Here is a 22103-nt window from a genome sequence, read left to right as displayed (position 1 = left end):
TTAAGCATTTCTTTGTTAATGAAAGTAAAGGGCTTGCTTGCAAGCCCTTTACTTAAGCCATAGTTAAATTGTTAAAAGAGATAAAGCTGGGACCGAAACGCTCGAAGGCTTCTCTGTCCAACTCTTCCCTTACGCTCGGATGAGCCACATTTATAAGTGCTTTCGCACGTTGAGATAGGTTTTTTCCTTTGAGTTCTGCTATTCCATACTCGGTAACAATATATTGGGCATGAGCTCTGGTGGTAACCACACCGGCACCTTGTTTTAAAGTGGCGGTGATTTTTGAAACTCCTTTATGGGTGATAGAAGGCAATGCGCAAATAGCTTTGCCTCCGTTTGATAAAGCAGCTCCACGCATAAAATCCATTTGCCCGCCAACACCGGAGTACATTTGGGTGCCGATGCTATCTGCGCAAATCTGACCTGTAAGGTCGACTTCCAATGCAGAATTAATGGCAATAGCTTTTGGGTTTTTGCGGATAACCGAAGTGTCATTGACAAAAGAAATATCCATCATCAATACTTCGGGGTTGTCATCCATAAAATCGTATAGCTTTCTTGTTCCCATCGCAAAGCCAGAAACAATTTTGCCCGGCATCACGACTTTCTTCGAGCCATTCACAATTCCCTTTTCGATCAATGGCAATATGCCATCGGAAAACATTTCGGTATGAACACCAAGGTCTTTGTGGTTGGTTAGGCAGGATAGTACTGAGTTAGGAATTCCTCCAATGCCCATTTGTAAAGTAGAACCATCTTCAATCATGGACGCAATGTGTTGGCCGATGAGTCTTTCCTGTTCTGTAGGTTCACCAAGATGCATCTCGTAAATAGGAGTGTCGACCTGAACACAGGCAGCAAATTTGCTGATGTGAACAATTCCATCGCCCATCGTTCGTGGCATATTCGGATTAACCTGTGCAATAATCGTTTTACCTGTTTCAATGCCGGCCACAACTATATCGACCGAAGTACCTAATGAACAATAGCCGTGTTTATCGGGTGGCGAAACATGAACCAGTACCACATCCAGCGGGAGTGTGCCGTTTCGGAAGAGTAGGGGAATGTCGCTTAGAAATACTGGATTATATTGAGCCGTTCCGGCTTGAACGTATTTTCTGATATTGCCACCAATAAAGAAACAACTCGTTCTGAAACTGTCTTTATATTCAGGCTTTGCATAGTCGCAATAACCATCGGTGTGAAGATGAACAAGCTCTACATTTCGTAGCTCCTCTGCTCGTTCAACCATCGCCTTCAATAATATTTCTGGAGTCGCACACGCAGCTTGCACTAAAATGCGATCGCCCGATTTTATTAATTTGACTGCTTCCTGTGGAGATATATAGTTTGCCATTTTACATCAATTTTATAGTGACTGGATTAATGAATTGTTTTCTAAAATTCCCCGGGAAAGAACTTGTCAATTAACCGGATGGAGATGTAGAAAATAAACATGAACACGAAGATTGCTGCTATACCTACTGCTGAAACTGTTAAGGCATTGTTAGTTGCAGTGCTTATTGTTAAAAGTGTCATAATGAAATCCTCCTGTTTAAAAGAATAATGGAATTAATGCCAGGATGAGACCACCTGCTACAACCGATCCTATTTGTCCGCCAACATTTGTACTTACAGCATGCATAAGCAAATAATTGTACGGATCCTCTTTTTGTCCCATGCTATGAATCACACGTGCCGACATTGGAAACGCAGAGATTCCGCAGGCCCCAATCATTGGGTTCATTTTTTTGCCTTCAGGCCTGAACACATTAATAAGTTTTGCGAACATCACTCCGCCAAAAGTGTCGAAAATGAAAGCAATTAGCCCTAGGCCAATGATCATAAGCGTATCAACTTTTACAAACCGTTCGGCTGTCATTGTACTGGCGATGCTGATACCTAATAAAATTGTAACCAGACTTGCTAATTCATTTTGGGCGGATAGAGAGAGTTTGTTTAATACACCACATTCACGGATCAGGTTTCCGAACATCAGGAATCCAATAAGGGCAATTGATGAAGGAGCAATAATTCCTGCGATAAGCGTAACAATAATTGGGAATAGAATTAAGGCTGTACGTGAAACAGGTTTCGATTGTCCCTCCATACGGATCAGACGTTCTTTTTTACTGGTAAGCATTCTTATTACCGGTGGCTGTATAATAGGAACAAGCGCCATATAAGAATAGGCAGCAACTGAAATGGGTCCAAGTAAATCCGGGGCAAATTTAGACGCAACAAAAATAGATGTTGGTCCGTCTGCAGCCCCGATAATGCCGATAGATGCAGCTTCTTTTAAGCCAAAGCCTAATAATGTAGCTGCTACCATGGTGAAAAATATACCAAACTGCGCTGCTGCTCCAAAGAGTAACAGGAAGGGGTTTCTGAACAACGGACCAAAATCGATCATTGCTCCAATGGCAATAAATATGAGTAAGGGAAATAGTTCCGTGTAGATACCGGCTTCATATAGTACACTTAAAGCACCTTCCACTGCTTTTCCGGTGGCTGGATCAATCTGTGTTATTGCGGTTGATAATGGGATATTTACCAACAAAGCGCCAAAGCCCATCGGCAGTAATAAAGTAGGCTCATATTCTTTGGCAATAGCAAGGTAAATAAGTAAAGCTCCTACCCCAATCATGACAAGATGTTGCCATGTTATATTGAATAATACGGGTAATAAATCTTGAATATTCATGTTGTTATGTTTAATTTTTTCAATGAACAGTGATCATTTATCTGTTTGATGATAGATTCCGTTCGTAGCGATTAATGTCCTCTCAGTTCTTCCACTTCTTGTTCTAATTCTTTTACCTCTTCTTCCAATAGGTCTATTTCCTGTTTTTCTGCAATAATTAAGGACAGTAGGATTGAAAAGGCCAGTGTAGAAATGATGACAGTAAGTGATACCCATGTGTGAGCGGAGAAAAAAGCTTCAACAGGATGGAAGTAAGATAGAAGCATCTTTGCTCCGATGAAGAACAGAATAAAGCTTACACCGTGTTTTAGAAAACGGAACATACCCATGATGCCCTTCAACGCGAAGAATAAGGAAACAAGCCCCATTACGGCGAATACATTTGAGGTAATAGCGATAAAGTCTTCTTCGCTATGGGTAAGTGTATTTACCGTGCCCTCTTTTATTACTCCAATAATGGCAGGAATAGAATCGATGGCGAACAATACATCTGTGGAGCCTATTACCAGAAATACAAGGAATATGCTCGTTACATGCCATCTACCATCTATTTTATGCATAAAACCCGAATGATCTTTGTCCGGATCAATAGGGAATAGCTTGGAAGCTATGCGGAATAAAATGTTTTTTGAAGGATCTACATGGTCCTCATCATTGGTAAAGGCCATTTTGTAGGCAGTCCAAACGAGGATAGCTCCGAAAATGTAAATAACCCAATGAAACTTCTGAATAAGTCCCATTCCGGCCACAATAAATAAAATGCGTAATACAATGGATAACAGAATACCCAGTTTCAGTAGTTTAGGTTGGTTGTCTGTATGTACTGCCATCAAAGAAAAGATCATGACAAATACAAAGAGGTTATCTACAGAAAGTGAATATTCCGTCAGGTAACCTGAAATAAATTTTATGGCCATAATTTCTGATGTTTTTCCAGCACTTTCCGGATTCTGCGGGAAGAAACAATAGATGGCAATTCCATAAAGCAATGCTAACGAAATCCAAAGTCCGGTCCAGCGTAGAGCAACTTTAACGCTTATTTCACCTTGACGATGGTTCGTTACATAAAGATCAATAATTACAACAGTAAGAAAGAGAACAACAAAAGCCAGCCAAAAGATTGTTATAGATTCCATAGCGGGTTAATTTTGCTAAGATTAGTAATTAAGGAGTGATGCAAATCAATGCATCACCCCCATGTATATGATTAAGCAGATGTTTAGCTTACTTCGATTAATTTATGTCCTTCCAGAACGGTATCGCCTTTTTGTGTATGAATGGCCACCACAACACCGTCACGATCGCTGATAATGTTATTTTCCATTTTCATTGCTTCAAGACAGATAACTGTTTGTCCCCTAGATATCTGGTCACCCTGCTTTACAAAAATGTCGAGCACTTTGCCGGGTAATGGAGACTTAATCATTCCCGTTCCTTTAGGATCTGAAGGATTGGCCGTTCTGGCGGTTGATGGCGAACTGTCGGTTGGAATTACCGCCGGTTCTATTTTTAAAGTAGGTGTTTTAGTGGTTTTTAGCTGCTGGTTAACCTCAACTTCATAGGTTTCGCCGTTTACGCTAACCTTTGCAATGTTATCAGCAATGCCGAGTATATCTACATCGTATTGCTTATCCTCTATTTTGAAACAAAAATTGTTCATTGTGTTTAGTTTAGTGATTTACCTGATTCTTGCTTTTAAGTTTGGGATACGAATTGGTTGTTGTCTGAGCCCGTATATTTTGGAACTCCATGGAGAGTATGGTTTAATTACTTTCTGAATAGTGACTACTGCATTTTCATATTCACGCATTTGTTTAACATACATATGAAGTGCAATGGCAATCACAGCAGCTACTTCGTCGTTTGCAGTAGCTGCAGATTCCGTTATAGCCGGTGTTTCAGAAAATTCAGTTTTCGGCTTCTTTCTAAGGAAAAAGTTCATAGCTGCTTTAGTTATAATGGAACGTTGCCATGTTTCTTGGCTGGATTGGTATCTTTTTTAGTCGCCAATGCATGGAGCGCTCTGATTACTCTGAAACGTGTGTTTCGAGGAACAATCACATCATCGATAAAACCGTATGAAGCTGCATCGTATGGGTTGGCGAATTTATTTTTGTATTCTTCTTCAAAGTCGTGCTGCACTTTAGCTCTTTCAGCAGGGTCCTCTATAAGCGCTAATTTTTTATTGTACAATATTTCTGTAGCACCTTTGGCTCCCATTACAGCAATTTCTGCAGTTGGCCATGCATAGTTAATGTCTCCACGCAGATGTTTAGAGCTCATCACATCGTAAGCTCCACCATACGCTTTGCGTAATACTACTGTGATTTTGGGAACGGTAGCTTCTCCATAAGCATACAGAAGTTTAGCTCCGTGAATAATAATTCCTCCATACTCTTGCGCTGTTCCTGGCAAAAAGCCCGGTACATCAACAAGCGTAAGAATAGGGATATTAAATGCATCACAAAATCTGACAAACCGGGCGGCTTTGCGTGATGCGTTTATGTCGAGAACACCCGCCAAATAATTAGGCTGATTGGCTACTATACCAACAGATATACCATCAAATCGGGCATAGCCGGTTACTATATTAGGGGCGAAATGTTTGGATACTTCCATGAATTCATGGTCGTCAGCAATTGCATGGATTACCTCTTTAACATCGTAAGGTTTATTAGGATTTTCAGGGATAATGTTGTTGAGGGATTCTTCTAGGCGGTCAATAGGGTCGGTACAGGTAACTACGGGAGGTTCTTCCATGTTGTTTTGCGGAAGATAGCTGAGCAATTTGCGAAGCATCAATATGCCTTCCTGCTCATCTTCCGTAATAAAATGTGAAACCCCGGATTTAGAGCCATGTATCATCGCACCTCCAAGCTCATCGTCCGTGACATTTTCTCCGGTTACAGTTTGAACCACTTTCGGTCCGGTTACAAACATATAACTGTTTGTTTTCGACATTAAGATGAAATCGGTAAGTGCGGGGCTATAAACAGCACCTCCTGCACATGGGCCAAATATCGCTGACAATTGTGGAATCACTCCCGATGCCAAAATATTTCGTTCAAAAATTTCAGCATAGCCGGCCAGACTTTGAACACCTTCTTGAATACGTGCGCCTCCAGAGTCGTTAATTCCAATAACTGGTGCTCCCATCTTCATTGCCTGGTCCATTACTTTGCATATTTTCTTTGCAAACATTTCTCCTAATGAGCCGCCAAAAACAGTAAAGTCTTGAGAGAAAACATAGATCAAACGGCCGTCAATAGTGCCAAAACCGGTTACCACTCCGTCAGTTAAAGGTCTGTCGTCATCTATGCCGAAATCACCACAACGATGAGCTACGAACATGTCAAATTCCTCAAAGCTGCCTTCGTCCAGTAATAAATCAATACGCTCTCGGGCCGTTAGTTTTCCTTTTTTGTGTTGAGCATCAATGCGCTTCTGGCCTCCTCCTAAGCGAGCTTCTTCCCGCTTGGTCATTAGTTCATTAATTTTTTCAGAATGTATAGACATACGTTATTTCTTTTTTGATAATTCAATTAGTTTAAATAGACTGATAACCTCTCTTTTATGCAGTTTTATTATTGTGTAATGCTTTTATCTGCTTTGTTTTCACAGAGTTCTGTTAAAACTCCTAGTGTTGATTTGGGATGTAGAAATGCGATGGATAATCCTTCCGCACCTTTTCTTGGTTTTTCGTCAATAAGTTGAATTCCTTTTGAGGCTGCACCCTGAAGTTGCTCTTCAATGTTGTTCACTGCAAACGCAATGTGATGGATGCCTTCACCTTTTTTCTCGATAAATTTTCCGATAGGGCCGTCGGCAGAAGTGCTTTCCAGTAATTCAATTTTGGTTTGACCGATTTTGAAGAAGGCTGTTTTTACTTTTTGGTCTGCAACCTCCTCTATTGAGTAGCATTTCAGGCCTAAAACATCTTCATAATAGTTGATGGCAGTGTCGAGATCTTTTACTGCTATGCCAATGTGTTCGATATAATTTAAGTTCATAATGGTTGGTGTTTGTAGTAGAGTCAAATAATCATCAATTAAAGAGTGGGATGCAGTAACAAGTAAGATTTCGATGGAAAATTTTGACAGAGTAGCTGCCGTTTTTCAGATAGAATATTCGACGGTAGCAACTAGAGGGCACTCTAGAGCCATTGATATACCCAATGACAAAAATGACATTGGCTATAATTGATACAATCGAAATCATAATACTTCAATTAGTTATTGCTTTGAATAGATCGATATAGAAATGGGAGTTTCGATACCGAATTATGAAGGATTAATGCACTAAAAAATAGGTTCCTGAGAACGTGGCGTTAATACATCATTGGTTGTTTTTGATTGGGTTAAAGTAATTGGGAAAACAAGGCGTGAAAAATGATTATTATCAGTAGGTTAGTCAGTCTGGTTTTAGTAACAATAAAGTTGCAAACAAAATTGTCAGCGATTGGTTAAACATGGTTTTCTCAATATTAATCATGTTTTTAAGTGCTCAAAAAATCTACATTTAGGGCGTTTATTGAAATAATAAGCGCTACAACCTTGATGTATTATGTTTAAAAAACAGCGACATACAGCCGAAGAGTATGTACAGGGCATACTTAATCACGACCGGATTTTACTCAGCAAAGCGATCACATTAGTTGAAAGTAAGCTGTCATCTGATGATAAGATAGCGGAGTTCATATTGGAAAAAATATTGCCTTTTACCGGGCAGTCGTTACGTATTGGAATAACGGGTGTGCCAGGTGCCGGTAAGAGCACTTTCATTGAATCCTTCGGAAAACACCTTACTTCATTAGGCAAAAAAGTAGCAGTACTGTCTATTGACCCTACCAGTCAGCGAACCAATGGAAGCATTTTGGGCGACAAAACGCGAATGGAGGAGCTGGCTAATGATCCTAATGCTTTTATCAGGCCTTCAGCTTCTGGGAATACATTGGGTGGAGTTCATTCAAAAACACGAGAAACTATGTTATTGTGTGAAGCCGCAGGCTTTGATATTATTCTTATTGAAACAGTTGGGGTGGGACAAAGTGAAACTAATGTTAAAGGAATTGTTGATTTCTTCCTGTTGTTAATGCTGGCAGGGGCAGGTGATGAGTTGCAGGGAATTAAGCGTGGCATTATGGAAATGGCAGACACTATTATCATTAACAAGGCTGATGGTGACAATGTCAAAAAATGTGAAATAGCAAAACGCGAGTATCAGAATGCATTGCACATGTTTCCTCCCGCAGCTAATGGCTGGTATCCTAAGGTGCTTACAACTTCGGCTCTTAATAAAAGTGGTTTGAACGAAATATGGAAAGTTATAGGTGAGTTTGAAATTGTGACGAAGGAATCCGGTCATTTTTATAGTAACAGGCAAGGACAGAATCTGAGATGGATGCATGATGTAATTAGTTACTATTTACATTATTCGTTTTTTAATCATGGATCAGTTAAAGAGCAGATTAATTATGTTGAAAATCAAGTTAAAATAGGAAGTGTTTCTGCTATAAAAGCGGCAAAGAGCATGATTGGTTTGTTTATGTAGCTTAATTTATGAAATGATTTTTGTTTTTAATCAATTTGAGTAATGTGATAGTTTTATTAGTTAACATTTACTGGTATTTAAGTGAATAATAGTTGTTGTTTGTAACTGTTTGGCAAAATAGTGTCAATAAATGATATAATTTAATTGTTTGATGGACGTGGTTTTGATATATTTTTAAGTAAATTACAGTTGAGATGAATTTTATTTGACATCTACTGTTTGGTATTGTTGAGTTTTGAATGATTTTGATTTTCTCTGATATTAATTCCAGATAGAGAAAAAGGTTTTGGTGTTATGTAAGAAAAAATGGCGAACAGCAGTAAGTCTACTTAAAAATAACCTACAAACAAAATACCTAATGAACACTCACACACAAACTCAGCATCTTCCTAAGGATTATGCAACAGATCCACATTTATCCAGCCTCGTAAAAGAATTCCTGAAACCGTTGAACGCCGGAGGCCCTCCTCTTGAAAGTTTGCCAGTTGATGCTATCAGAAATGTTCTTGTTGCTGCACAATCCTCTGTAAACGCTGATTTAAGCGGTATTTCAGAAGCAGTGAAAACCATTAAGCAGGATGGCAATGCTGTAGAAATCAACATCGTAAAACCCGAAGGTAAAACCGACGTAACGCCTGTATTCATGTTTATTCATGGAGGCGGCTGGGTTCTGGGAGACTATCCAACCCATATAAGAATGGTGCGCGACTTGGTCGTATTAACCAGATATACGGGTGTTTTTGTCAACTACAGTCGTTCGCCTGAAGCAAAGTATCCTCAAGCATTAAATGAAGTTTATGTGGTTGCCAAATGGTTGGCATCAAACGGTACAGAAATTGGTGTAGATGGTAAAAAGTTGGCAATAGCAGGAAATAGTGCTGGAGGTAATTTATCTACGGCAACCACCTTGATGGCAAAAGCCAAAGGAGGTCCGGAGTTTAAAGTACAGCTATTAATGTGGCCTGTAACCGATGCCGATTTTGAAAGAAGTTCTTATCACAAGTTCGGAGTAGATCGTTTCCTGACAACTTCCCTAATGAAATGGATGTGGGATCAGTATGCTGACCTCTCCCAACGAAATGAAATTTATGCAGCTCCAATACAAGCTACTGTGGATGAATTGAAGGGCTTGCCACCAACACTGATTCAAACTGCAGAAAACGATATCCTCAGAAATGAAGGAGAAGCCTATGGTCGTAAGTTAGGTGAAGCGGGCGTGGATGTAACCACAGTTCGATATAATGATGTAATCCATGATTTCGGATTATTAAACGTACTTGCTACAATTCCTCAAACAAAAGCTGCTTTTATTCATGCTGCAGCGTATTTAAAGAAATATCTTGGATAACTAACCATAACTATCTTTCAAATGAAAACTAAAACAGTATTATTTGTTACGGGTGCTTTTGTAAGTAACACCTGCTGGGATGAGTGGCAAACCTATTTTAATAGCAAGGGATATGAAACGCATGCTCCTGCCTGGCCTTTTAAGGATGCTCCTGCAGCAGAGCTCAGGGCTCGTAGGCCTAATGATACCGATCTCGCTCATCTTACATTAGATGAGTTGGTAGATCATTATGTAAAGATTGCCAGTAGTTTTCCTGAGAAACCGATCGTTATCGGTCATTCATTGGGAGGATTAATTACCCAAATAATTGTAAACAAAGATCTGGCAGTTGCTGCAGTGGCCATTCATCCGGTGCCTCCTCAAGGCGTTATTCCTTATGAGTTTTCTTTTTTAAAGGCAGGTTGGAAAGCCTTGGGGTTCCTTACATCTCTTGATAAAACATACTTGATGTCTTTTGAAGACTGGCAATATGCTTTTGTAAACGGTATGCCGCTGGAAGAGCAAAGAGCTGCTTATGAGAAATACACCATTCCTGAATCTAAGAGAGTGGCACGAGGTGGATTAACAAGCGCGGCTCATGTCGATTTCGAGAAAAGCCATCCGCCATTGCTGATAACCGCTGGCAGCGAAGACAATATTATTCCTCCTCATTTAAATCACCGCAACTTTGAACGCTATAAAAAGAACGGTTCAGTATTGGAATATAAAGAATTTGAAGGAAGGAATCATCACATACTGGGTCAACCCATCTGGAAAGAAGATGCAGACTATATTTTAGATTGGATTGCAAAATACTAACTTTTTCTATCCCGACAGAAGTCGGGATTTTTCTTTTAATGTTCTGCTTGTCTTAGTCATAATCCTTTATGTCATTAGTGCAGTAGTTGAGATGTTATACTCTTCACTCAACTAAAATACAGGGAATTGATTGTTAACTATAGATTAAAAATAACTAATCGAAAGCAGGTGACTAAGTTTACTTGCTTTCTTTTTATAACTTTTCTTTAAAAAAAGAGTTAAAACATAAACAAAGCTTATTAATTTTACGGTTTAAAACATCACACTGTCGCGTAGGTCTGACCTTCTGTTAATCTCCTTTAAAAATCAAAGTTGCACTTAACACTTCTGAAAATTTACCGAACACTAATAGTGATGAATTTACACACGTCATGAAAAAACTAATTTTACCGCTTGTATTTAGCGCACTCGCATTAACATCTTTTGCACAATCAACTTCTAAAGGGCTCTCTGGTTATTATAAATCCAGTTTTTCAGAAGTAAACTTTCAGCTATTCTTGTTCGAGAATCAGCGTTTTCAATTATCTCTTAATCAACAAGAGCATCAGTCTGACATAAAAGGGGTGTTTACACTTAAGAATGACACTCTTAGATTTAGTACGGATAATGTTTTTGATCGTTTCGTTGTCAATCAGAAAATGACAACCAACGAAGTTCCAGTTACAAAAATTGCCATTGTATTGGGAGAAGAAGATACTTATTATGCTGATTATATACAGCTCATGATCGGCGATAAGTATGATAAAGAAAAATTAAAGGCCGTTTCAACTTTTGAAAAAAAGGACTCTGTGTACTATTTTTCTCAGAAAATAAATGCTGATGATCATTTGTTCATCGTAAACTCATTGGGAGGGAGCAAGTCTTACGTTTATGATTATGCATTGAATAATCAAATAAATGAGTTATACATCGGTCAAAACAGGGGTGATATTTTGGATGTTTTCAATCAGTTGTATGCTTACAAAGGAAAGGAAGCGAATGAAATAGTGATTACTGATGGAAGAAGTCCGCTTTCCTTCTTTTTTATTCGTTCCATAGAAAAAGCTGATGATAAAAAGGCGGAACCTACTTTTGTAAAGCCAGTAAAATCAGGCTTTACTACACTAACAAAGCAAAGCTTGTTTCTGGACTCCACGTTTGAATATAATTATTCGGATGCTGCTGTAGCTGATACAGTCGCAGCTGCGTACGATTATTCTGCGGACTCAATAAGTGTATTTACCGATTACAGCAAAGCATTAACAGAAGCGAAGAATACAGGTAAATACCTGGTAATGTATTACGAGCCTAAAGACTGTTCCGGATGTACTTCAACAATCAATGAAGTGTTAAGAGAAGCTAAATCGGCTTATTCATATATTGCCGGTTCTGTAAATAAAAGCTATGTTTTTTATCAAGTTCCGGAAGCAGATAAGAACAGATTCAAAAAATATACGATAAAGAAATTTCCGGCTATGGTAATTCTGACTCCGCAAGAAGAATTACTATACTATGGTTACGGTCCGGATAACAAAACGCAGTTGGATAAGGTATTTACCTATTATACTGATTTTGTTAACAACCTAAAAATGCAACAGGTTAATGTAGTACTACCCGCGCGAGTTGAAAAGTCTGGATACAGTGAACCAGAGTTAGTGAATTATCTAAAAGAATCTGCATTAGTTAAAAGTGAGCAGTATGCAGATGCTACAACTCCTGCTTATGATGGTTACCATGCTGAATCAGCTAAAAAAGATCTGAATAATTTTTCTTCTCCGCTTGAAACCGCATATGATACATTAAGAGTGGTACACTATCTGGATACGCTTATCGCAAAATATAAGTTGAACAGTCCGCCCGACACTGCAACAGTTAACCTGATCGCAGAGGTAATGATAAATACCGATGAAACCTACTGTCCGCTAATGACCAGTCAGTACATTGCTTCAGTAGATGGACAAATGAAGGTTTCTCCGGCAATGCAATACTTATTGAAAAACTATGCGGAGTTGAAAAATTATCAGTATAAAACCTCAGCTGATTCTTATTATGATGATGAAGGTCGTTCATTATATGAAATTATCAGTGAGCGTATCAAACGGGCGCTATATGCGGCTGAAACAGAAGAAGGCCAACGTAAAATGCTCGCCTTTCAACAAGAATTTATCAGGCAAACTCCCGAAGTAGAGCATTTTGAAACACCTGTTTTGATAAACAACCTGAATTTTTACGCAGGTAAATTAAGCCTTCAACCAATGTTTGAAGAGGTGGCTATTAATTACTGTGAAGCAATTGCTAAAAATCCGGAGGCCGTAAGAGGTATCGTTGATGGGGTTTACACTAAGCTAGCCAGTTTTCAAAAGAAAGCTTTTGATGTTTCACTAAGTGATAATCATTATGCGATTCTGGGCGAATATTGTAATTCAGAAAAAGGCGATAAAGCTTGCTTTGATCAGGTAATGGCAGCTACATTAAATACTGCCGCATGGAGTTTCTTTGAGAATAAAGTAAATGATGAGCTGCTGAAAAAAGCCTTAAACTGGTCGAAATCATCATTAGTATTGGAGAAAAATAATCCATACTATCTCGATACTTATGCACATCTGTTATATCGTTTAGGTAACAAGGTAGAGGCTTTAAAGCAACAGCAATTAGCAGTAGCGAAAGCAGCGGATAAAAAATCGGGATACTATATCCAAGAAGATATGTTATCCAATATGAAAGGTGATCTGCAAAAAATGAAAGCAGGTACATTATAATACTTATCTGAAGAGGTCGATAACGAACGGGTTATTGACCTCTTCATTTAATCAAGCTATTCATTCCATTTATGAAAAAACTGGTTCAACAACTTTTCCTGTATTTCTGCTTTACAATACTTGTTTTTAATGCTAGCGGTCAATCTGTTACGCTTCAGGGAACAATTGGGAAATATCCAATTGTAATGGAGTTTGAAGGAGATGAAAGTTCGCTATATGGTACTTATTTCTATAAGAAATTTAAACAAGATATCCCATTAACAGGGTCTGTTTCAGGAAATTTAATTCGATTAGCGTCGGAAGATACAGGCGATAAATTTTCGTTGACAAAAAACGGAGATACTTATGTGGGAACCTATAAAAACGCTAAAGGTGCTTCTTTAGCCGTTCAGTTAACTATTGTGAATGGAGGAAGTGTAAAAAATCCATTTCCTCATCTAAAATTTGAAAGAGCGCTTTCTGATTACTCTAAACTTCGACTAGCAGAGGTTAAACTTGTTCCCGGTAAACAGGAAGTCGTTAGTAAAAAGTATACCCTACAGTGGTATTCAGAGCCTACTTCAAAACTAACGATGTTTAAAGTGGTTGCCGGTTATCCGGAGAATATATTGAAATCTGTTAATCAGATAATCGATAGAGATTTTTACGCTAATATAGAAGCTTACTTTTCTTGTGCAGGAGGAAATGGCAGCTCTGGATTTGACATAATGGAGGTCTCAAGTTGTTTTCTTAATGACCAGTTTATCAGTTACTGCATTAACAGCAGTTGGTATTGTAATAGAGCTGCTCATCCTGACTTTGGTGAATCGGGAACAACGATTAATGCAAAAACAGGAAAGGAAATGGAATTGGAAGATGTTTTATGGTTTGGCAAAGGCGTTAAGCCAAAGAGAGATTCAGACGGATGGTATAAATACAGGAGCGATGTTTTCGCTCCCAAAGTGGTTGAACTATTTAAGAAGCTTTATCCTGTTGAGATGCAAAAGCCCACAGATAAAGATGATTACTGCGATTATACTGATCCGGAAGTATGGGATTTTGGCGTTTGGTACTTAACAGATAAAGGCTTATACCTTGGAGCTTATTTTTACCGTGCTGCGCGTCCTTGTGATAATCCGGAGTGGTCTGTTGTTCCGTATACAGTCTTAAAAAAGTATAATCCTACTTTGTTCAATAAGTAAATGTCCATGAGATCGCTATTGTTAATTTTGGTCCTTTTATGCCTTTCAACGAGAACTTTTTCCAATGATCGGCCTCAATTAATCGATTCGTTATCAGCTGATCAGAAAACGGTTCTATATCAGTACGGAACACTCAAAAAACTTGCATCAGCACCTCAGGCTGAAAACTTCTGGACTCAACATAAACAATTAATGCCTCATTTGGCTAATGCTCAGCGAGATTCATTAGCCAATGAATTGCTAATGAATGTTGAACTGGTTTATAAGGTAAAGAAACCTTCTTCATTCCGGTTTTTGGAGAGGTTGTTTACTGCAACAGGGTTAATTCTAAGCTTTGCATCGCTTATTGCTGCATACGCCATTATCATGCTTATTTATAAATACTGGAGTGTTATTTCCGTGTTTTTCCTCCGGATATTTGCCCCATTATTTAAAATTCTGTTTGCACCTCGAATGCTTACGTTTGAACTGCTTCTATTGGGTGCTGCGGGAATATGGTTTGGTCCATCAATTAAGGATGTCACTATCCGAACAATTATTATTCATGTGGGCTTGTTTCTTTTGTGGAGCCAGGTAACAGAATTGGTAGCGGCTGAATTGAACTTTAAAGCTTGTTATAAAAAGGTATTTAATAGTAGTTCCGAATGGATTCCAAACCGAAGTACATTTATTCAGATCTGTGTGCCATGTTTTACAACTGCAGTTGCTCTTTTTATAACTACAACTAAAATAGCGGATGAATGGTATTATTACGAATTGGTGATAATCGGACTTATTACATTTTATACAATTCCTTTAGTCTATTCAGTTTGTCGTCCGCTCGGACGTTTAATCCTTCCCGTTACGTATGAATTAAATAAGATAAATCCACGAATACTTCCCTATATAACACTAACAATTATTTTAGGGGTGATCAGTTTGTTTATCCCCAATATCCACCGTTCAATTCCGTTAACTTTGGGAGTACTATCGGCATGTTGGCTATTGATCATTTCTTCCAAAGAAGCTTCCGGCGATCTCATTAGTAATTATGTTTATGTACAACTAGTTAGTATGCTTTATTTTATAGGATGCATGTTTGCAGGAGCAATTTTATCAATGCAGTTGCTTTCTACAATTGGGGTATTATTTCTGGTGGTCTTTGCTATAATAAAGTACTGGGAACTACCAGGTTTCTGGAACTGGTATTGGAAAGATTATAAAACATGGGGACTATTAGGTATGGCGGCTTTCTTATGGCTCATTGCAACCCTGATTAAATATGGTTCAACGTTTATTTTTATTGGATTGTAATCTCTGATTATCATTTTTATATCCCCCGAAAATTTATTTATCAAGTATTATTAGTTGTTGAAAACTTGCTAAATAATTAACAACTCTTCCATAAAAGTAGTGTATGATTAACTTTGAGTAATTATAGACGCTAGTTTGTAATTGCACTTAAACAAACCTCTTTTCTACTATGTCGCATAGAATGTATCTCTACAACCTTTCCACAGTTGCAGAGCAGAATCATGATGATTTAATGATGATGGAATGGAAATACGAATTCCCTTTGTTTTTCCATCCACTGTTTATGAATACTCCTGAAATTCAGGCCCCTGTTTATAATGGTGTAGAGGGAGGGTTGTATGCTGATACAGAATCGGGGATAGAAGCTTTAAAACGATTCTATGAGTTTATAGATGCGCATAAAGATAAACTGATTACGAATGTGGAAGCTTATGAGATTGCGAAAGAAAAGGTTTTTAACTTTCTCGATAATAAAGCCAATAAAAAATATTTCCACCTTGATGCCTGGGATGTTTTTAACATGAGTGATGAGTCCCATCATGAGCAAGCAAAAGATTTATTGGAAGAAATTTCATTAAGCAATTCTATTATACAGCAAGCCATAGAAGCAAATAATCCTGCAATTCTGAACTTGACGCCGATGTTCAATGATAAGTTTAGTGCATTTAAAGAGTTTCGTGATTTGCTGAATTATGAGGTTTATGACTACGGGTGGGGAGTAATTGAGTCGGGGTACTTTCCGGATGAAACAGATGACCTCATACAATTCGAAGAAAATGGGCTTTGGGGATTGAAAGATACTGAGGGAACCATTATCCTCCCTCCACAATATACCGAAATGTTCGGCTTTGATGACAACTCAGGATGGGCAGTTGTTAATAATAATAACAAGTTTGGTTACATTAATCGTTTAGGTACGGAAGTAATAGAATGCAAATTTGATGATGCTTACGACTTTGATGTTAATTATGCACAAGTTGGCATTAATGGTAAACGTGGATTGATTAATAAGCAAGGAGAGATTGTCGTTGAATGTATTTATGAAGATTCCCATTACCTAGTCCCGATTGGAAAGTACTGGGCGATGAAATTGAATGGCCTATGGGGAATTATTGACAATGAAGGGACAGTTAAGCTCGACTTTCAATACGAAAAATTGGATGATAGCGATAATTATGGAACTGATTTTTATACCGCATTAGCACCAGGTGCAGAAAAGACCATTTATCTTTCAAAAGATTTTTTTTCAATTGGAACCTATTTATCTGAAGAGGTTGAGGCGATTACCTATAATGAGGCAACATTTTACATTGTAAGTGAAAAGACCGAAAAGAGTAAACTTTTTGGAGTAAAGGATAGCAAAGGGAATGAATTACTGCCTGTTAAGTACACAAAAATAACGTTTGACTACCTTCTTGCGTGCTTCATTGTACGGGATGGTAAAAAAGCCGGTTTCTATAAAGCCGATGAAGGGTTTTTATTAGATTGTGATTATGATAAGATCACAACAGTAACACATTATAATTCAACCCGAGCAAACGGAGGTTACGCAATAGTTAAAAAAGGGAAAATGTATGGCCTATACTATACAGGTAAGAATCCGGATTGGAGAATTCCATGTGAATATGAATTGATTTCCTGGCTGAATAACAACTTCTTTAGCTTTAAACAGGATAATTTATGGGGGGTAATAAGGAGTGATAACAAGCTAATGTTGCCAGCTGAATTTGAGAGTATGAGTAATAGAATGGGATATATTGAGTCAGCCATTGGCATCGGGTTTAAGGATAACAAAGCTTTTATAATAGAAAATGATGGAGAAGTTAGGTTGTTGACAGAGGCCGAGGCGGAATCTGAAATCCGTTATCTTGACATTGCTTCTAATTACTACACTGCTGCTGAAATAGAAATTTTAACTAATAATAGTAGTCCGCTGAGGCAATCGGAGGATATTTTTACAAAAGCATGGGATGCCAATGATGCAAGAGATTTTGATACAGCTATTGAGTTATATAGTAAAGCTGCTGAGATGGGGAATAAGGATGCCATGAATAACCTGGGCTACTTATATGAATTTGAAGAAGTTTATAAGGATGAGGCCTTGGCGGTTCAGTGGTATAAAAAGGGAGCCGATGCAGGTAGTGCCGATGCTATGAATAATCTTGCTGAGTGTTATAAAAAAGGCACTGGTATCGATATTGATTACGCCAAGGCAAAGTACTGGTATAACCTGGCCATTAATAACGGTAGTACGCAAGCGTTGAAAAATCTTGCTTATTATTACTATTATGATGTAAATAATGAGTATGATGCAGAAAAAACATTGGACTTATGGTTAAGAGTATACACAGCGGGAGATAAGGAGGCTGTAACACCATTGGGTTATACTTATGAACAAAAAGGCGATTTTAACAATGCGTTCAGGTATTACCTTGAGGATGCAAACAATGGCTATGACTATGCAACCAAACGTGTAGGAGAATTTTATGCTTTAGGATTAGGTTGTAAGGAAAATGTACATAAAGCGATTGACTATTATAATAAGGCTTTAAGCTTGGACGATAGTGAAAGTCACTTGTTGTTAGCACGGCTTTATTTTGCTCATCCTGAAGTTAAAAATGAAGTGAAGGCGCGTCAACACCTGAAAGAAGCTTTAGCAGCAGATGTGGAAGGCGCCAAGGAGCTTGCCGCAAAAAATAAAAAGGGTTTCTTTGGAAAACTGTTCCAATAGATTGATATCTTAAAAAAAGTGCGGTACTGATCATTCAGTACCGCACTTTTTCTTTAACCACTAACTAAGTCGGGCCGACCAACAATCGGCCCGGAACTTAACTGCGTATTAGGAGTATGAAGAGGGTTTTTAGATAATAAAAGCTTTATTCAAATGAGATCCATGTTCTGGCGTCTTTTGCGCTTACAAGGTCATAGGTTTTGTTACCAGTCTTAATAACATAATATCCACTCGGATCAATCCATTTAGCCGTTACCTTGTCTACAATTGGTTTAATTGTGGCAGGAGGAGTTCCGAATGATCCGGCACTTGTAAATGAAATAAGACCATCTTCAGTGAACTTAGCAATAGGAGCAGGTCCGTATGAAGCCCAGCCTCCATTTACAATGTAGCCAAGACGGCTGTATGCAGGGTTGTACTTAGGCCAGAACAACAGAAAATTAAAGCCTGGGATTGATTGCACATTATAAGCGTCAGCTACTCCGTCAATTGTAAATCCCCCGGTCGAAATCCAGTAAGAACCATTTGAAGGATTATTATAGAATTCTTTAGCTGTATTAAGATCGTACTGTAATGGTGCTGTTCCTCCCTTTATGGTACCTGCTTTTCCAGAATTAGTGATTAAGCTAACAATCTGAGTAGTGGGATCGAATTCAGTGAAGTTTAATCCTGCTATAGCAGATTTTCCTGTATTGAAAGGCTCAACCAGTTGCAAGCCGTTTTCGTTAAAGTAATACCCCGTCGAAAATGTTTTAACCTGGCTATTTTCAATATAGGAGAAATTGATATTTCTTGGCAAAGTAGTTGAATAGGTGATCTGATACTTTTGTCCGTCTACATCTAGATCTTTAAAGTATGTTGTGATGCCATTCATATTGCCAAACACTTCATGCGTCTTTTTCAGCTTGTTATCATCTTCCTGATTTGCTTTAACTAACAATAACTCATTCTTGTAGTGTACTCCAATCAGTTTAATGGTATCGCCTTTTGATTCTTTAAAGATGAACTCAAAATCCGTTTCGTAAGCAGAAGGAGATTCGAAGTTATCCGGATTGCTTAAAAGGTGTATGTACGGCGAATAGGTATCAAATACTAATGCAGGGGCTTCCAATGCACGCAAGCGATAAGTACTTTCCTCCGGATTGTAAAGAGATGCATCACTGAAATCCATTGTCATGCTTACGTTTCCTTCAGCATTAAATTTCATCATAAACGTGTAGCCTCCTCCTTCTTTTGGAAACAGAAATGCTTTCCAGCCATGAGCAGATTCGGTTAACTTTTGCTTATAACCTTTCAATGATTCATTGACACGTTCGTCGGGTGATTTATCAAATATATGGTCGTCTTTTTTACAAGCAGAGATCGCAAAAAGGGCGGCAATGCTTAGTAATGCTAGTTTTTTCATGTTAATTTCTTAAAGTCTAAAAAATACCTTCATTAATTCCTTTTTGCACTGAATTTTGTAAGTCGTCAAAGTTGACTTTATAAACATCTCTGAAATAGTTTCTTACAATAGCTTCTTTTCTTCTAAGCAGTGCTCTTGAATCCGCATTGGTTTTATCGCTTGCCAATAGGGCCTCAAACCAATCTTTTCCATTTACAAGCATTATAGACACCATTTCTACAAAATCATCATCCGGATTACTGCGCGAATATTGACTGATAAACCCTTTTTGATAAGCTTCAGCAAGTGATAAATTGTTCCAATCGGCACTGTATTCACTACCGGTAATGGTCTTGAATTCTTTTGGATACATTATATTCTGATGCAGGATGTGAGCAAACTCATGATGCAACGTATGTAATAGTTGTCTGGTTAACCCTTGATCATTAGCAGCAACATAATTTCTGATGCCATACAAGGTGATTTTTCTTCCACCTTCGGCAGTACCTAATGTGATTGTCTGATTAGAGTTCCATTCGTAACTGCCAACAATAACATACTGTCTTGGTAAATAGGTTTTTACAAAATAAGAACCTACGTTTTCAACGTAAGGGTCAATCATTCCATTGATTAATACATTAAATACCTCGCGTACAGATGCTGTATCTGGTGGGATAAATGATTTGTTTGGCTTAACTTCATTCTTGTCCCAACGATATTTTGCCTCAATGTTATAAGGGATCCCCAACTGTTGCTCAATCCATATATCCAGATCCGTTTTAGTCCAGGTTTCACCTTCCAATTGTTCAAAGCTTGGCATTACTAAATCATCCTCCTTTTGACAACCAGTTACAATGATTGTTGAGAAAGCCAGGAGATAGATATAATTATATAGTTTCTTCATTTCTTAAATAATTTAATAGATGTTACCGTGGATTTAGTTCCAAACCTGATAAGGTAGCTTCTGGAGGCAGCTGCATGATTCTTCTTGGATCATTAGTAGCTAACTGAATTCTGGAGCCATTATAATAAACATGCTCAATTGGCATATTGTATCTAATATTGTCAAACCAGCGCATACCTTCATGAATAAATGCAACACGTTTAAAATCTAACAAGGTAGCCAGCAATCCCTGTTCTTTTGAAAGATCAGAGCCATAAAAGTTTTCAATCTTCTGATAAGTCAATGGGCTTGTCGCATTACTGTTTTTTGCCACGAAGATGTTTAGATCATTAAGAGCTCCGTCGTAGTCCTGTTTATAGATTTTAGCTTCAGCTCTATTGAATAATACTTCATCGGTAACAAATAATGGGGCCATAATATAAGGCTCTCCGGTGGTGGCGCCGATAGATGTAGTAACAAAATGTTCTCTGAACTTGATCGCAAATTTTACCCCATCTCCATATACCTGATAAGTACTGATAGCCCAAGCGGCTCCATTAACGTTTGAACCGGTAATTATGTTCGAAATTTTCTCGCTGTTTACTCCAAATGTGTACGCTCTGTTCATTCTGTACCACATTGAAGCTGCTTCACCTAACAAAAGATTAGATGGTTCGCTTGCACGGGTAAAGTTTTCGCGGATATAAGCTGCATCTTTTGACCTGTAAAGTTTTGTAGGACGCATATAATCTCCAATTGTATTGCCCGGAAATGCTAATTGTGCATACTTCAGCGCATTATCATAATCTTTTTTGAAAAGATAAAAACGTGTAGCAAAAGCATAAGTCGCAGACCTATTAAAATGGAATCCAGGTACTTTATACTCATTGTTGTCAATCAAAGGCATCCCAGCAACAAGATCCTTTTCAATCATTTCGTACACGTAAGCAACTGATTTACGATCATACTTCGTGAGCATTTTAGTGTCAGGCTTGGTCAGATAGGGAATACCAGGGTCGTTTCCTGCTGTTGCCTGATCATAAAACTTTGAGAATAAGTTTACTAACATAAAGTGTGAGTAAGCACGGGCAACTAACGCTTCACCTCTTTGTGCATTGTATAGTTTATCGTTCTCCGGAATTGCTTCAAGCGCTTGATTAGCTACTGCTATTGCCGCATAACAGGCACTCCAATAGGTTTGAGGTGAATCATAAGCATCTGGTTGATAATTATCGCTCCAGGCAAAGGCTCTGGCATTAGAATCATAAAATGAACCTTCAGAAGCCTCTCCGGCATTATCAGACATCACCTCGCAAAATCCAATGTAGCTTGCTTTTGGATATGCAGACGTTAATAATTCAGCAATTTGTTCTTTATTATTTAAAGGAGAGCGACTATCAGGCAATTGATCCAGAAAATTGTTGCAACTAAATAGCATTGAAGTGCTAAGGATGCAAGTATATATGAGTGTTTTTTTCATTACGCAAATCAAT

General features: G+C 38.2%; 18 protein-coding genes. 7 read left to right on the top strand and 11 right to left on the bottom strand.

The genetic code is table 11. The annotated features are described in order from the left end of the window. Nucleotides 1-52 precede the first annotated feature (52 nt). The 8 genes from SOLCA_RS15025 to mce form a co-directional block, all read right to left on the bottom strand. Entirely contained in the window at nucleotides 53-1357 is a 1305-nt protein-coding gene (locus tag SOLCA_RS15025) for an acetyl-CoA hydrolase/transferase family protein (protein ID WP_014681317.1), read from the bottom strand. 41 nt (nucleotides 1358-1398) lie between these two features. Beyond that, the gene (locus SOLCA_RS23240) at nucleotides 1399-1539 is read right to left on the bottom strand and encodes an OadG-related small transporter subunit (protein ID WP_157604581.1); all 141 of its coding nucleotides are present in this window, start codon (nucleotides 1537-1539) and stop codon (nucleotides 1399-1401) included. 16 nt (nucleotides 1540-1555) lie between these two features. Then, nucleotides 1556-2704 (bottom strand): sodium ion-translocating decarboxylase subunit beta, encoded by a 1149-nt coding sequence (locus SOLCA_RS15020; RefSeq protein ID WP_014681316.1) that lies wholly within the window; start codon nucleotides 2702-2704, stop codon nucleotides 1556-1558. A gap of 71 nt (nucleotides 2705-2775) precedes the next feature. Then, nucleotides 2776-3840 carry a TerC/Alx family metal homeostasis membrane protein gene (locus SOLCA_RS15015; protein WP_014681315.1) on the bottom strand — a complete coding sequence of 355 codons (1065 nt, stop codon included), beginning with the start codon at nucleotides 3838-3840 and terminating at the stop codon, nucleotides 2776-2778. 83 nt (nucleotides 3841-3923) lie between these two features. Beyond that, nucleotides 3924-4364 carry a biotin/lipoyl-containing protein gene (locus SOLCA_RS15010; protein WP_014681314.1) on the bottom strand — a complete coding sequence of 147 codons (441 nt, stop codon included), beginning with the start codon at nucleotides 4362-4364 and terminating at the stop codon, nucleotides 3924-3926. 18 nt (nucleotides 4365-4382) lie between these two features. Beyond that, the gene (locus SOLCA_RS15005) at nucleotides 4383-4646 is read right to left on the bottom strand and encodes a hypothetical protein (protein WP_052308604.1); all 264 of its coding nucleotides are present in this window, start codon (nucleotides 4644-4646) and stop codon (nucleotides 4383-4385) included. Between the two features lie 11 nt (nucleotides 4647-4657). Further along, on the bottom strand, nucleotides 4658-6220 hold the full coding sequence (locus SOLCA_RS15000; protein ID WP_014681313.1) for an acyl-CoA carboxylase subunit beta: 1563 nt from the start codon (nucleotides 6218-6220) through the stop codon (nucleotides 4658-4660). A 68-nt stretch (nucleotides 6221-6288) separates the two neighbouring features. Next, nucleotides 6289-6714 (bottom strand): methylmalonyl-CoA epimerase, encoded by a 426-nt coding sequence (mce, locus tag SOLCA_RS14995; RefSeq protein WP_014681312.1) that lies wholly within the window; start codon nucleotides 6712-6714, stop codon nucleotides 6289-6291. A 553-nt stretch (nucleotides 6715-7267) separates the two neighbouring features. Here mce and meaB point away from each other — a divergent pair. The 7 genes from meaB (at nucleotide 7268) to SOLCA_RS14960 (ending at nucleotide 18343) form a co-directional block, all read left to right on the top strand. After that, on the top strand, nucleotides 7268-8254 hold the full coding sequence (gene meaB, locus SOLCA_RS14990) for a methylmalonyl Co-A mutase-associated GTPase MeaB (RefSeq protein ID WP_014681310.1): 987 nt from the start codon (nucleotides 7268-7270) through the stop codon (nucleotides 8252-8254). Between the two features lie 358 nt (nucleotides 8255-8612). Further along, nucleotides 8613-9602 (top strand): alpha/beta hydrolase, encoded by a 990-nt coding sequence (locus SOLCA_RS14985; RefSeq protein ID WP_014681309.1) that lies wholly within the window; start codon nucleotides 8613-8615, stop codon nucleotides 9600-9602. Nucleotides 9603-9623: 21 nt separating this feature from the next. After that, nucleotides 9624-10400, top strand: coding sequence for an alpha/beta hydrolase (locus SOLCA_RS14980; RefSeq protein ID WP_014681308.1), 777 nt, complete (start codon nucleotides 9624-9626; stop codon nucleotides 10398-10400). A gap of 371 nt (nucleotides 10401-10771) precedes the next feature. Next, entirely contained in the window at nucleotides 10772-13138 is a 2367-nt protein-coding gene (locus SOLCA_RS14975; RefSeq protein ID WP_014681307.1) for a tetratricopeptide repeat protein, read from the top strand. A gap of 71 nt (nucleotides 13139-13209) precedes the next feature. Continuing rightward, nucleotides 13210-14319: a hypothetical protein gene (locus SOLCA_RS14970; RefSeq protein ID WP_014681306.1), complete on the top strand. Its 1110-nt coding sequence runs from the start codon at nucleotides 13210-13212 to the stop codon at nucleotides 14317-14319. A gap of 6 nt (nucleotides 14320-14325) precedes the next feature. After that, a complete protein-coding gene (locus tag SOLCA_RS14965; RefSeq protein WP_014681305.1) occupies nucleotides 14326-15612 on the top strand; it encodes a hypothetical protein in 1287 nt (428 codons plus the stop codon). 169 nt (nucleotides 15613-15781) lie between these two features. Beyond that, nucleotides 15782-18343 (top strand): SEL1-like repeat protein, encoded by a 2562-nt coding sequence (locus tag SOLCA_RS14960; protein WP_014681304.1) that lies wholly within the window; start codon nucleotides 15782-15784, stop codon nucleotides 18341-18343. Between the two features lie 145 nt (nucleotides 18344-18488). On the opposite strand, the gene SOLCA_RS14955 is transcribed toward SOLCA_RS14960, so the two are convergent. Genes SOLCA_RS14955 through SOLCA_RS14945 form a run of 3 tightly spaced genes read right to left on the bottom strand, consistent with a single transcriptional unit; the run spans nucleotide 18489 to nucleotide 22090 of the window. Then, nucleotides 18489-19748: a DUF4302 domain-containing protein gene (locus SOLCA_RS14955; RefSeq protein ID WP_014681303.1), complete on the bottom strand. Its 1260-nt coding sequence runs from the start codon at nucleotides 19746-19748 to the stop codon at nucleotides 18489-18491. A gap of 16 nt (nucleotides 19749-19764) precedes the next feature. After that, complete coding sequence (locus SOLCA_RS14950; RefSeq protein WP_014681302.1) at nucleotides 19765-20631, bottom strand: zinc-binding metallopeptidase; 867 nt, start codon at nucleotides 20629-20631, stop codon at nucleotides 19765-19767. A 22-nt stretch (nucleotides 20632-20653) separates the two neighbouring features. Continuing rightward, nucleotides 20654-22090 (bottom strand): RagB/SusD family nutrient uptake outer membrane protein, encoded by a 1437-nt coding sequence (locus tag SOLCA_RS14945; protein WP_014681301.1) that lies wholly within the window; start codon nucleotides 22088-22090, stop codon nucleotides 20654-20656. Nucleotides 22091-22103 lie beyond the last annotated feature (13 nt).

The sequence above is a fragment of the Solitalea canadensis DSM 3403 genome, from assembly GCF_000242635.2.
Lineage (GTDB): Bacteria > Bacteroidota > Bacteroidia > Sphingobacteriales > Sphingobacteriaceae > Solitalea > Solitalea canadensis.
Note: the sequence above shows the minus strand (reverse complement) of the source record. Positions and strands in the feature narration are given on the sequence as shown.